Raw genomic sequence first — 12,128 nt, 5'->3', positions numbered from 1 at the left:
GATGTTGAATGTCAGACCGCCTTCGCGAGCAAGCCCGCTCCCACATTTTGTTCCAGGTTTACAGCCAGAAACTCACTGCATACCAGCCAAGAACACCCATCACCACGGTGTACGGCAACGCCATCCACACCATCCGCCCGTACGACAGGCGAATCAGCGGTGCAATCGCCGAGGTCAGCAGAAACAGAAACGCAGCCTGACCATTGGGCGTCGCCACGCTCGGCAGGTTGGTGCCGGTGTTGATCGCAATCGCCAGTGTCTCGAAATGCTCACGGCTCATGTGGCCAGAGATGAAGGCCTGTTTGACTTCGGTGATGTAAATGGTCGCGACGAACACGTTATCGCTGATGGCCGACAACAAGCCGTTGGCAATAAACAGCATGCCCGGTTGTTGATCCGCTGGCAGCGCCAGCACCCACTGAATCAGTGGCGTGAACAGTTGCTGATCGTGAATCACCGCCACCACTGCGAAAAACACCACCAGCAGCGCTGTGAATGGCATGGCGTCCTTGAACGCGTTGCCGATACGGTGTTCGTCGGTGATGCCAGTGAAGGCGGTGATCAGCACGATCACCATCAAGCCGATCAGGCCGACCTCAGCAATATGGAACGCCAACCCCGCAATCAGAATCAGCGCTGCCAAACCCTGCACGATGAGCGCTGCACGTTGACGCGAGGTGCGTTCGGCATTGTCTTCGGCGGCGTAATTGGCCAGAACCGCACGCACGTTGTCCGGCAACAGCGTGCCGTAACCGAACCAGCGAAGTTTCTCCAGCAGGACGCAGGTCACCAGGCCTGCCACCAGGACCGGCAATGACACCGGGGCGACTTTCAGAAAGAACTCAGAGAAGTGCCAGCCCATCTCGTGGCCGATCAGCAGGTTTTGCGGCTCACCGACCAATGTGCAAACTCCGCCCAGTGCGGTACCCACGGCACCGTGCATCAGCAGACTGCGCAGAAAGGCGCGGAATTGTTCGAGGTCGGCGTGATGGAGTGTGGGCAGATGCTGGTCGTCGCCAAACTCGCTGTCTTGACGCGGATCATTGCCGGAGGCGACGCGGTGATACACCGAGTAAAAGCCGACGGCTGCACTGATGATCACGGCGGTCACGGTCAAGGCATCGAGAAACGCCGACAGAAACGCCGACAGGAAGCAGAACAGCAACGCCAGCAGCGCCTTGGAGCGAATCCCGAGCAGCAGCCGTGAGAACAGAAACAGCAGCAGGTCTTTCATGAAGTAGATGCCGGCCACCATGAACATCAGCAGCAGGATCACCGGGAAGTTGTGCACCAGCTCGTCGTAGAGTGCCTGGGGCGTGGTCATCTTCAACAACAGTGCTTCGATTAGCAGCAGGCCACCGGGCATCAACGGATAACACTTGAGCGCCATGGCCAGGGTGAAGATGAACTCCAGCACCAGCAGCCAGCCAGCCACCACCGGCCCTACAGTCCACAGCGCCACTGCGTTGAGAATCAGGAAACCGACAATGCTTGCCTTGTACCAGCGGGGTGAATGCCCGAGAAAATTGTGCGCGAACGCCTGAGCCATTGAACCGGGCATCGGCTACTCCTTGTATTAAGAAGCGCGCAACTTGCCGTAAGCGGAAGGGAAGATCAAGTGTAGGAAAACTGAGCGGGCCTACCCGAGATAGCGTGCGACGACCGCTCGATAGTTGCCGTCCAGTGAATAACCTCCGACGACGATGTTTCCATCGGCCTGCATGGCCACTGAAGTCGCGGTATCCAGGCTGCGGCCAAGGCGAGTGCGAACCCAGCCGATGCCATTGCCGAAGCTGCGATCAAGTTGCCCGTCGGGCAGATGCCGCGCCAGAATAAAATCCGCCTTGACGCCGCCGATCGTGGCTCCGACTGTGACCACGCTGCCGTCCGGCAGTACTTTTGCGTCGGTCCACTGGCAGCCACTGTGACCGATTTCGAGCAATCGGGCCTGGCCTCCATTGCAATGAATGTCCGGGCGGCCGTTGCTGTGTACTTTCAGTGCCAGGCAATGCATCGGGTCGCGGCTGCTGCCAAAACACTGCACATCGCCATTTTCGTGTTGGACGATCTGGCTGACCTGAGCGCTATACCCCCGTGCCTTGAAGGTCATGAAACCGTCCACGGCGAAACAATCGTCGAGCCTGCCGTCGATGTGATAGCGGGCCAGCAGGCCTTCTTCAGGGAAGTTGATCGACCCGCCCACCAGGATCCGGCCGTCTCGTTGCACCATCAGGCTGCTGAGCCAGGTGTTCATCAACAAGTGCCTGACAATCACGAAGCCACGACCGTTGAAGGTGTTGTCCAAAGAGCCGTCGGTGTTGAGCCGTATCAGCATGCCGACATGATCGGACAGCTCGAAGTGATGATTGGCCTGCAGCAGGATTCGACCATCTTCCTGCACGCAGACATCACAGGCTTCAGCGCCCGGTATGCCGGGGGGGAGCCAGGTGTCACGCACGCCTTGGGAAAGATCGCCCGGCAGGCGCACGACGCAACGGCCATTGTCGCCAAAACATTGAGCCGGCCGACCATGCTGATCAAACAGGGCGAGGGCGGGCAGTGTCCGGTGAGCATTTTCGTAGTGCAGCCCGGCCACCAGAATGTGCCCATCGGGCAGTACGTGGACTTTGCCGGCCATGGCCTCGAAGCCGTGTTGAAATTGCCCGATGACGCTACCTTGATTGCCGAACGCCAGATCCGCCGAGCCGTCCTCGAGCAAGCGAGCCAGGCCGAAGCGACTGCCGCCTGGCGTTCCGACCTTGGCCGCGACTAACAGCCTGCCACGTGAATCAATCGCGACCCCGTTGGCCATGCTTGAGAGGCTGCCAGCGAAATACACCTGGGTTTTGCCGGACGAGGCAAAGGTTGTATCGAGTTTCCCGGCGTCACTCAGGGTTGCCGGTATTGCAAACGCGGTCTGGATTGACATGCACGCAGCTCCTTGCGAGTCGTCCTGAACCGAGAGTTTGGGTGGCGACTGTATAAGGAAACATTCAATCCCTGAACGGCTGAATGCACAACTGTCATAACTAACAGGCGGAGGGTCGCTGTGTGCCAGAACAGTGTCTTTTCGATCCACTGACAAGCCTGCCAAGTAGTTAGGCGTGTGCAGTTTCGAATAATTATCGGGGGAGGGCGCGGGTTACCGTTGGGTAACCCGCAAAACGCTTAGTGTGGCATCGACCACGATTGGAGTTTGTAACCCTCCTCGCTCAATTCCGCACGTGCCGCTTCAAGCAGGCATTCAAGTTGCGCAGGATCGGTATAGGCGCTGCTTGGGATCTGCTTGCGGCCGATGCTGCGGGTGTTGGTGCGATCGATAACGGTCAGGCTGAGTTCGCCATTGCCGTCTTGTGGGGCCCAGGCCACGCATTGGAACGGTTGGAATGCGCGGTCGGCAATCAAAAGAGCTTCGTTGATGCGGAGCGGGGCGTTCATGGGTTTTTCTCTCTGTATGCCCAATCAAGTGATGTGCCGTCGGTTGGGCTTACCGATCGGCTGGTTACTTGTACTGATGCCCGCAACCGGGGGGCGGGTCACATACAATTAAAAGAAATATCAACTTTCTTTCATTGGCTCAAGGTTCGGACAGGATTTGAAAGCTGAATGAAAGGAAGGACTCATTAGGTAACTGACTAAACGCTTCTTATAACTAATAACGCAACCGTTCTATAGTCAAACGGTACAAGGCCGCGTCAAATTATTGCTAACGTTACATCCAGATCCGCCAAACGACTGTTTTTAATAATATTTCATAAATTTGGCGCCAAGGAACAGTCATGATCGAAGTGCCTGCCTTACGACGTCTGTTAGTAGTGGACCCTTGCGACGACTGTTACCGTCTGCTGCCGGGTTTGCGCTCTGCGGGTTGGGACGTTGAGAGCTGCACCCTGGAAAACGTTGCCAACAAAACCTGCGATGTTGGCCTGTTGCGTTTGCAGCCTTTTCAACTCGAACACCCGGAAGCCGTCAAAGAGCTGATCAGCCGTAGTGGTACCGAGTGGATCGCCGTACTCAACCAGGAAGTCCTGCGATTGCAAAATGTCGGGGACTTTGTCTGCGAATGGTTCTTCGATTTCCATACCTTGCCATTCGATGTGTCCCGGGTTCAGGTGACGCTGGGCCGAGCGTTCGGAATGGCCCGCCTGCGTGGGCAGGGCACGGTTCACATTGATCAGCCTGAACACGAGCTGCTTGGCGACAGCAAACCCATTCGCGAACTGCGCAAGTTGCTGAGCAAGCTGGCGCCCACCGAGTCTCCGGTATTGATCCGTGGTGAAAGCGGTACCGGTAAAGAACTGGTCGCCCGCACGCTCCATCGACAATCCCAACGTCACAGCAAACCCTTTGTCGCGATCAATTGCGGCGCAATTCCCGAACACTTGATCCAGTCCGAACTGTTTGGCCACGAGAAGGGTGCTTTTACGGGCGCCCATCAACGCAAGATCGGGCGGATCGAAGCGGCTAACGGCGGCACGCTGTTTCTCGACGAAATCGGTGATCTGCCCCTGGAGCTGCAGGCCAACCTGTTGCGTTTCCTCCAGGAAAAGCACATCGAGCGGGTGGGCGGCAGCCAGCCGATTCCCGTGGATGTGCGGGTGTTGGCAGCGACCCATGTCGACCTTGAGGCCGCGATCGAGAAAAAACGCTTTCGTGAAGATCTTTATTACCGCCTGAACGTGTTGCAGGTCGCGACCGCGCCCCTGCGTGAGCGCAATGGTGATCTGTCGATGCTGGCCAGCCACTTTTCCCATTTCTACAGCCATGAAACCGGCCGACGTCCGCGCAGCTTCAGTGAAGACGCCTTGATTGCCATGGGTAAGCATGACTGGCCGGGCAATGTGCGCGAGCTGGCCAACCGGGTACGTCGCGGGCTGGTACTGGCCGAAGGCCGGCAGATCGAAGCGCGAGACCTGGGGCTGATCAGACCGCAGGCCATTGCCGCGCCGATAGGCACACTGGAAGACTACAAGCACCGGGCAGAGCGCCAGGCCTTGTACGATGTACTTAACCGCCACAGCGATAATTTGAGCATCGCCGCCAAGGTGCTGGGGATATCCAGACCTACCTTCTACCGTTTGTTGCACAAGCATCAGATACGTTGAGCGATTGCAGGATCAAAAAAACCCGCCGAAAAAGCGGGTTTTTTGTGGGTGGCGGATTAGAAGTAGTACGGGAATTTCAGGCTGAAGGAAAAGTCTGGCGAGTCGTCAGTCAGGCCGATGGCCAGGTTGGGAACGATCGTCAGGTTATTGGTTGCTGCCAGGGTCATGCCGATGTTGAAGTTGGCCGAGTTGTAATCGCTGTTGGTAATCGACTGCCAATCGCCACCGTCCGGCTTGATTTTGCTCTTGCGGGCGAACTGGTCGGTGAACGAGAACGACATACTCATCTTCTCGTTCAAGGCGAATGCAATGCCGCCGCCAACCTGCCAGGAATTGCCCAGTTTCACGTCCCCGGGCACCTTGGAGTTGACCTGAGGGCTGATGTCGCTGAAAGAGTCTTCAAGGTTGTAGGTGTAGGCCAGGCTGCCGAACAGCACGGCCGGGTCGAAGGTCTTGACCAGCGAGATACCCGGGGTGATCGACCAGACACCGTTGCCGGTCGGCAAGTCCTCAGGTACCGAGAGGTTATCGTTGTTCGATTCCTGGACCAGCTTGATGCCGTATGGATCCTTGCCGGTAGGCGCCTTGACGCGAAATGTAACGACCGCATCGGGCAGGTTGACCGACTCATCCAGAAACTTGTAAGCAACACCAAAGTTCACATCGCCGATGGTCGGGTCGCGGGTAACGGTGGCGTCCGACGTCACCGGTCCTGCGCCACCGGCGCCACCGGAGGAATACGTTGATTCGCGATAAACCACAGGAACGTTAATGTCGAACTGCCAGCGTTGCCCTGTGTTGTAGCGGGCGGTCAGGTCCAGGGTCCAGTTATCAGCCTTGATGCGGTCGATATCGATGTTGCCAAGAAAAATCGAGTCCAGTGCCAGAAAGCCATTGAGCGTCAGCGCACGGGTATCGTAGTGCGTGTAGGTCACGCCGGTTTCGAAGCTGAACTTGCCGCCACCGAAGAAGCCGCTGGCTTCGTCATACAGGTTGGAAACGCTTTGTGCAGGCTCCGAATCATCCTTGAGCGATTGGCCGTATGAACTGCCTGTGGTTCCCGGTGCACCGGCGGCCAAAGTCTGGCCACCCTTGGGCGCTTCGGCGGGGGATTTGGTCAGGCGTTTGGGAGGCGGTGTCGCAGGTGTTTCTTCGACTTGGCGAACGCGTTGCTCGAGTACCATCAGCGCGTTCTGTTGTGCTTCGTAACGCTGTTTCAACTCCATGAGTTCTTGTTTTAGTATCTCGACCTGGGGGTCCGGTGCTGCGTATAGCAGTGTCGCCGGGGCCAGGCTACTCAAACAAACGATGGCTCTGAACGTCAACGATCGGTGCATGGGTTAGCCGTCCCTTCTGACTTCATCTGGTGAAACTGAGCGTAGATCAGAATCCTTGGGTGCGAAGACCTTTGAGCTGGTCCAGATTGCCGTTCAGCGAACCGCCTGTCGCCACGTTGTCACGCAGCACGACATTGAGGGACGTCAGGTTGCGGACCTGGTTGCCACCGCCGAGCAAAGTTGTGTTTTGCATCAGTCCACCCTGGGCGAGACGTTGTACGGTACTGCCCTGATTGTTGTTGGCCACGATGTTGAGTTGCACACCGTTACGGGTCGAGGTAATGCTCAGCGCGCCCGCGCCATTGGCGTCGGCCAACGTCGAACCTGCGGTCAATGCCTGGCCCTGCTGTTGCGTTGTTGGCGCCTGGTCAGCCCGTGTAACGTTGATATCAACGTTGTTGTAGGCAGTGTTATGGTCGCCGGCAGCACGCACGACTTGAGTGACGCCTTCGGTGCTGCTGAGGCCGCTGCCGCCAGTGACGGTGCCGGTGCCTTGCGAACTTGCTGAGCCATTACCTTTTTCATTGATGATCGACACATAGAACTGTGGCTGGATGGTCGATTGTTGAATTTGCATCGAGGAAGTTGCCCCGATCACTTCACCGTTGGCGTTTTGCCAAGTGCTGGTCATGACGATGCCGAAACTGATGATCCGTCCCGGCATGACATAGCGGCCTCGCAGGGTTGCCAGTTCGTGATCGTTAAGTTCAATGGGTTTGAACATCTGTGCCTGGGTCGGCAGGCTGGCGGCCAGGCAAACCACGGCCAGCCAGATTGGAGTCTTCATTGGAATGCTCCCGGAGCGTCGTGCTCCCTTGTTATTAGAAGAAGTCACTCTGGATGAATCCGAAATCCATCAACTCTGCGTCTTGCACCGGGCTGAAGGTGTTGATGCGGTTCTTGGCGGTCAGTGGCAGGGGCGGGTCGAGCAACGCGTTGGCTTTGTCGTAGCCCTGGCCGATGACGGCAAAGATGATGCCGTTCCAGCCTTTTACAAAGTCTTCGACTTTGTAACGTTTATGACCGAGTACCGGATCTCCGATATATACCCAGCCGTTATGAACTCGTTGCATGACTACAAAGTGTTTGTAGCCACGGATATCCATGAGTACCACAACCGGAATTCTGATCTCGCTCAACGTTTGCGTCGCTACCCGGTAACCACGGGCGCGCATGCCGAGACTTTCCACGTAGCGCTTCATGTCGAGCATGGAAAAGCCCTGGACGCGGACAAGATCCTGATCGGAGTGTGCCAGCATGCCTTCGATGATTTGTTCTTCGTTCACGTCCAGCCAATAGGCTTGGCGCAATATCGTCGCCAGCGCAGCTGCGCCGCAACTGAAGTCGGTTTTCTGTTGCACCAGGTCGGCAAATTTACGCTCGCGTATGCTCTGGATCGGCTTATATACCAAGGCGCCGCCCGGCAGGACGGCAAGCGGCAGTTGTGCAGCCTCGATCACACTGGCCACGCAAAGCAAAAATGCCAAGGCGATAATGCGCATGGTGGGATGCCTTCTGGTGGTGTTGAAAAAGGCCCCCGTAAGGGGGCCTCCAGAGACAGCAATTAGAACGACTGGTTGGAAATGGCCAACGAGTTGCTTTGTTGGTTACCCACACCGGCAGCCACGTTGACGCCCAGGTTGCCGCTGCCACCATTCACCGAACCGCTCAGGGTTGCAGTGTTGGTTACAGGGTTAGCCCAGCCAGTTGGAGTCAGCACTTGATAGGAGTAGGTGTTGCTCAGATCAAATGAACTGCTCTCACTGAAGCTTCCCGCTTTTGCGAACTCGGATTCAGACGATTTCGAGCCCGATTTTTCGAACGAAGAGGCGGACGATTTCTCGAACGACTTATCGAACGATTTTGCGAACGAGGAATCGCGCGATTTGTCGTACGAGGATTCGTGAGATCTGTCGTACGAGGAGTCGCGAGATCTGTCGAACGAAGAATCGCGAGATCTGTCGTACGAGGAATCGCGCGATACGTCAAGCGATGCGTCAAGCGATGCGGTAAGCGATGCGTCGGCACTCCTGCTGCGGGTACGATCGCCATTGCCATTATTGAAGGTAACGGAACTGGAAGCCGCGGCAGCAGCGTCCAGGGAAGCGCTCAAGGAAGCGCTCAACGATGAACTCGAAGAACCGCTTGCACTGCTGCTGTTGGAACCGCTTGCAGAACTGCTGTTAGAACCGCTCGCAGTACTGCTGTTGGAACCGCTCGCATTGCTGCTCTTCGAACCGCTTATATCAACGCTAAGGGAACCGCTGGAATTAGCGCTCTTGGCACCGGCCGCGGCCCAACTCGAAGAAGCGCTTTCACTGCCGCTGGCCTCGAACGACTTGTCTTTAGAGAAACTACCGCTGGCCGTTTTGGTAAACGTTAGCGTATCCACGGTGTAGGTCCGATCAGCTTTGTTATCCACTGTCAGGCCAGGACCGCCTTGATTGGCAGAGGCGGTGGCTGATGCGTTACCCAACGGAGCATTGGAGTTGGCAATTGCCATGGTGTTTTTCTGTTGGTTGAGGTCGCCGCCAGCAATGTTGATCCCCATGTTGCCGCTGCTGCCATCGCCCGATCCACTCATCACGGCAGAGTTTGTGACGCCGTAGTTCCAGACCTTGTTGTTGCTGCTGTATTGCGTGACTCGAGCGGTAGCTTCGGAATTGCCAAACACGAAGCTGTTATCGAGGCTGGAGGTGGAGCCAGCGTTTGCGATGGCGGCCGCGTTGTCTTGTTGGTTGCCGGCGCCTGCTGCGACGTTGACGCCCACGTTGCCGCTCGCGCCTGAGCCAGAGCTGCTCATCTCGGCTGAGTTCTGAGTCCCTTCGTTGTAGATGCGGTTGCCGGTGTTGGACTGCCTATCGTTCGCATTGGCGGTCGCGTCGGTATGGATCCAGGTTGGAGGAGGAGTGTGGTGATCGTTGTTATGACCATGGTGGCCACGCCGATCGTTCTGTCCAGCTTGTGCAGCAACAGCCAAGACCGCAGCGATTGCAAAAACCAGAGGTTTTATTGCCATCGAAGGTTTCATGGTGGTTCTCCGTACTTATTTTAGGTTAAGTGTTGTACCTACCTGTTTGGGTCAGTCCGTGACCCGTACGCTCAGGGTGTTGGCCGTTCGGTTTCCCACCCCGGCGCTCTGATTCAACTGGATCACCCCACGGCTACCGGTGAAGGCCTGATCGCTGGTAGCGACCTGGCGATAGCCTGGTGCAGAGTCAGTTGGATCGGAGTTGGTGATCAGCGTCACGTTCTGTTGCCTGAGGACGCTGTCGTCGATGCTTTGCGGCTGTGTGCCAATGCTTATCCGCAGGGCATTGGCTTGCTGGTTGCTGGCGCCCGCGCTCTGGTTGACACCCAGTACGCCGTTACCGTGGCTGAAGGAATTGCCTTGGATGCTGGACCGGGCATCGATCCTGGGGTCGACCACCGTACGCAGCCGTTGGCGAATCTGTGTGGTCGCGCTGGCTCCATGGCCAACGGCGATGGCCCGGGCGTTCGCCTGCTGCTGCAGGTCGCCGGCAGCCTGATTGACCCCGAGGTTGCCCTGGTACTGGGCGCCCGAACCGTCGATGTTGGCGTTATCGATGACGGGGGATTGGGCGAAGGTCGATGCACTGCAAAACATGGCGATAATCAGCAGCGTACGATTCATCTTAACGGTCTCCCGTTATGACTTTCAGAGCACCCAGGCCTTGCTGGACGCTTGAATTGACCATGTTGGCAATGCCGCCGCCAGCATTTCCCGAACGTCCGGCGGGGAGGTTGGAAAGCTGGCTTTGGTTGCTGATATTGCCGCCCAGGTTGTTGGTGTTTTGAGTGATCAGGCGGGAGATGCCTGCACCACTGGAGACACCGGCAAAGTCGCCGTCGCTCAACTCGTTCGTTTGACTGATGATCTGTTTGGACGGGTTGGCATTGGCGGTCGTGGGGCTAGGATCGGGCATCACTGGCGCACGCGTTGCCATGCGCGGCTGAACATCCCGTTTGATAATAATGATGCCGTTGTCAGCCTGTACCGGCATGCAGACAATCGAGCCCAGTGCACATCCGATCAGCAGGAGGCTAAAAAAGTTGTTATCAGGTTTCCCCACGGCGGCAATTCCTTCTGTGAGTGGAGCGCTGGCCCTTATCAGCGTTGCGAGGAAGAGAGCAGAAGGTGTGCCGGTTTTTGTTTTTCTTTTGAAAACAGGTGGTTGGATTTAATTGTCGAGGTAGTCAAAAAATTGTGTAACGCCACTGAGACAGGGCCACGCAAAAACGCCGTCGATGGTGGCGGTATTGCTCGCTAAGGGCGCTGAAGGCAGGTTGTATCAGAGGCTTAACATTTTCTTGCAGGAGTGCTTGAGCCGCTTTAGCTCGCGGGTTTGCGCAGGGGTAGATGTATCAGGAGTGGACATTTTCGGCAGGGCGCGGGGGGCTGTCAGGTCGTGAGCAAGTGCGTCACAGCCTCGAATGCCGCGTCCTTGCGTTGTTGCCAATCACCTTGCAGCACCTGGCAAGGCCGGTGGTGCAGGTCAAGCCATTGGCGGCTGGCCTGGAAAAACACCTGGCGTTCTGCCAGTTGCGGTTGGCAACGTTGCCCGTCGTCATGCCAGGCCACGGTTTCAGGGCTCAGCAGCAAATGCAGGTCGTAGTGCCGTGCCAGCAATGCTTGCTCGATCCATGTCGGACAAGCGCCAAACAAGGTCTGGCTCCAGAGGATGTTACTCAGCAAGTGAGTGTCGAGAATCAGCAAATGCGGCTGCCGGGCGCGTGCCTCGTCCTCCCATCGCAGCTGGCCATGTGCTATTGATGCAATGTCATCGTAGCAGGTTTCGCGGGCTTCGCTTTCGATGAAGTGCCTAACGTACTCACCGACCAATATGCCGCCAAAATTGGCGTGAATCTCACTCGAAAGCCAGCTTTTGCCGCTGGATTCCGGCCCTGCCAGCACCAGCACCTTCATGTACGCAACGCCGGATCGGCCCGCCATTCTCGCCAGCCTTGCACGGCAATCAGGGCGAACAGCGCGTAGAGCCCGGCGGTCAGGTACAGACCTTTGTAGATAAACAGCCCGACGAAGATCACATCCAGGGTGAACCACAGCGGCCAGCATTGAACGCGTTTTTGCGCCATCCATAACTGCGCCACCAGGCTGAAGCCAGTGAGTGCCGCATCGAGCCAGGGTTGTGCGGCATCGGTCCAGTTCGCCATTGCAGCGCCCAGCAACAGACTGCCGGCCGCGCCAATGACCAGACCGATAGCAACCGATTTACCGTCGAGCAGACTGACCTGCCGACCATGGTGTGCGTCACCCGCATGCGTCCACTGCCACCAGCCATAGAGCTGCAATGCGGCGTAGATCACCTGCAGGAGCATGTCCGAGTAGAGCTTCACCTCAAAAAAGATCCAGCTATAAAGCAGCACCATGACCAGACCGATCGGCCAGCACCAGGGGTTCTGTTTGACCGTCAACCAGACGGCAATGACACCGAGGGCAGCGGCAAACAGTTCAAGCCCGGACATGGAGGTACCTTGGGGAAGTCGAAGAGGGTGCGGATTGTAACGGCAGGCGCTGCCAAGTAGAACCGGCGTACACACACACTGTGTAGCAGCTGCCGAGCCCGTGGCGAGGGGATTTATCCCCGTTGGGCTGCGAAGCGGCCCCTGTTTTTCCAGCCACACCGCGTCCAATGGATTACGA

At 57.2% G+C, this 12,128-nt stretch carries 12 protein-coding genes; 1 reads left to right on the top strand and 11 read right to left on the bottom strand.

The features are described from left to right. Positions 1-58: 58 nt before the first annotated feature. The 3 genes from nhaB to KGB03_RS01265 form a co-directional block, all read right to left on the bottom strand. Entirely contained in the window at positions 59-1,561 is a 1,503-nt protein-coding gene (nhaB, locus tag KGB03_RS01275; RefSeq protein ID WP_192408389.1) for a sodium/proton antiporter NhaB, read from the bottom strand. A gap of 78 nt (positions 1,562-1,639) precedes the next feature. Continuing rightward, on the bottom strand, positions 1,640-2,929 hold the full coding sequence (locus tag KGB03_RS01270; RefSeq protein ID WP_223525975.1) for a hypothetical protein: 1,290 nt from the start codon (positions 2,927-2,929) through the stop codon (positions 1,640-1,642). Positions 2,930-3,168: 239 nt separating this feature from the next. Continuing rightward, positions 3,169-3,438: a hypothetical protein gene (locus tag KGB03_RS01265; protein ID WP_008149930.1), complete on the bottom strand. Its 270-nt coding sequence runs from the start codon at positions 3,436-3,438 to the stop codon at positions 3,169-3,171. Between the two features lie 341 nt (positions 3,439-3,779). Here KGB03_RS01265 and KGB03_RS01260 point away from each other — a divergent pair, with 341 nt between their 5' ends. Continuing rightward, complete coding sequence (locus tag KGB03_RS01260; RefSeq protein WP_192408391.1) at positions 3,780-5,105, top strand: sigma-54 dependent transcriptional regulator; 1,326 nt, start codon at positions 3,780-3,782, stop codon at positions 5,103-5,105. 56 nt (positions 5,106-5,161) lie between these two features. Here KGB03_RS01260 and KGB03_RS01255 read toward each other — a convergent pair whose 3' ends face one another. The 8 genes from KGB03_RS01255 to pnuC form a co-directional block, all read right to left on the bottom strand. After that, positions 5,162-6,442, bottom strand: coding sequence for a hypothetical protein (locus KGB03_RS01255; RefSeq protein ID WP_218535215.1), 1,281 nt, complete (start codon positions 6,440-6,442; stop codon positions 5,162-5,164). Positions 6,443-6,488: 46 nt separating this feature from the next. After that, on the bottom strand, positions 6,489-7,229 hold the full coding sequence (locus KGB03_RS01250) for a hypothetical protein (RefSeq protein WP_218535213.1): 741 nt from the start codon (positions 7,227-7,229) through the stop codon (positions 6,489-6,491). Positions 7,230-7,263: 34 nt separating this feature from the next. After that, entirely contained in the window at positions 7,264-7,944 is a 681-nt protein-coding gene (locus KGB03_RS01245; protein WP_218535211.1) for a C39 family peptidase, read from the bottom strand. Between the two features lie 62 nt (positions 7,945-8,006). After that, entirely contained in the window at positions 8,007-9,473 is a 1,467-nt protein-coding gene (locus tag KGB03_RS01240; RefSeq protein WP_218535209.1) for a heme utilization protein, read from the bottom strand. A 51-nt stretch (positions 9,474-9,524) separates the two neighbouring features. Then, positions 9,525-10,097, bottom strand: a complete 573-nt coding sequence (locus KGB03_RS01235) for an adhesin (RefSeq protein WP_111450039.1) — start codon at positions 10,095-10,097, stop codon at positions 9,525-9,527. A 1-nt stretch (position 10,098) separates the two neighbouring features. Further along, positions 10,099-10,536, bottom strand: coding sequence for a hypothetical protein (locus KGB03_RS01230; RefSeq protein WP_218535206.1), 438 nt, complete (start codon positions 10,534-10,536; stop codon positions 10,099-10,101). A 329-nt stretch (positions 10,537-10,865) separates the two neighbouring features. Further along, positions 10,866-11,390: an AAA family ATPase gene (locus KGB03_RS01225; RefSeq protein ID WP_218535376.1), complete on the bottom strand. Its 525-nt coding sequence runs from the start codon at positions 11,388-11,390 to the stop codon at positions 10,866-10,868. After that, entirely contained in the window at positions 11,387-11,950 is a 564-nt protein-coding gene (gene pnuC / locus KGB03_RS01220) for a nicotinamide riboside transporter PnuC (RefSeq protein WP_223525973.1), read from the bottom strand. The genes KGB03_RS01225 and pnuC overlap by 4 nt, the downstream gene beginning before the upstream one ends. Between the last annotated feature and the right edge of the window lie 178 nt (positions 11,951-12,128).

Source organism: Pseudomonas sp. BF-B-26, assembly GCF_019956495.1.
Classification (GTDB): Bacteria; Pseudomonadota; Gammaproteobacteria; order Pseudomonadales; family Pseudomonadaceae; genus Aquipseudomonas.
This window is presented reverse-complemented; position numbering and strand designations above follow the sequence as displayed.

Coding starts and splice junctions, on each gene's coding strand:
- KGB03_RS01245 (WP_218535211.1), bottom strand. CDS start 7,944: ATGCGCATTATCGCCTTGGCATTTTTGCTTTGCGTGGCCAGTGTGATC.
- KGB03_RS01225 (WP_218535376.1), bottom strand. CDS start 11,390: ATGAAGGTGCTGGTGCTGGCAGGGCCGGAATCCAGCGGCAAAAGCTGG.
- KGB03_RS01235 (WP_111450039.1), bottom strand. CDS start 10,097: ATGAATCGTACGCTGCTGATTATCGCCATGTTTTGCAGTGCATCGACC.
- KGB03_RS01260 (WP_192408391.1), top strand. CDS start 3,780: ATGATCGAAGTGCCTGCCTTACGACGTCTGTTAGTAGTGGACCCTTGC.
- KGB03_RS01265 (WP_008149930.1), bottom strand. CDS start 3,438: ATGAACGCCCCGCTCCGCATCAACGAAGCTCTTTTGATTGCCGACCGC.
- nhaB (WP_192408389.1), bottom strand. CDS start 1,561: ATGCCCGGTTCAATGGCTCAGGCGTTCGCGCACAATTTTCTCGGGCAT.
- KGB03_RS01240 (WP_218535209.1), bottom strand. CDS start 9,473: ATGAAACCTTCGATGGCAATAAAACCTCTGGTTTTTGCAATCGCTGCG.
- pnuC (WP_223525973.1), bottom strand. CDS start 11,950: ATGTCCGGGCTTGAACTGTTTGCCGCTGCCCTCGGTGTCATTGCCGTC.
- KGB03_RS01250 (WP_218535213.1), bottom strand. CDS start 7,229: ATGAAGACTCCAATCTGGCTGGCCGTGGTTTGCCTGGCCGCCAGCCTG.
- KGB03_RS01270 (WP_223525975.1), bottom strand. CDS start 2,929: ATGTCAATCCAGACCGCGTTTGCAATACCGGCAACCCTGAGTGACGCC.
- KGB03_RS01255 (WP_218535215.1), bottom strand. CDS start 6,442: ATGCACCGATCGTTGACGTTCAGAGCCATCGTTTGTTTGAGTAGCCTG.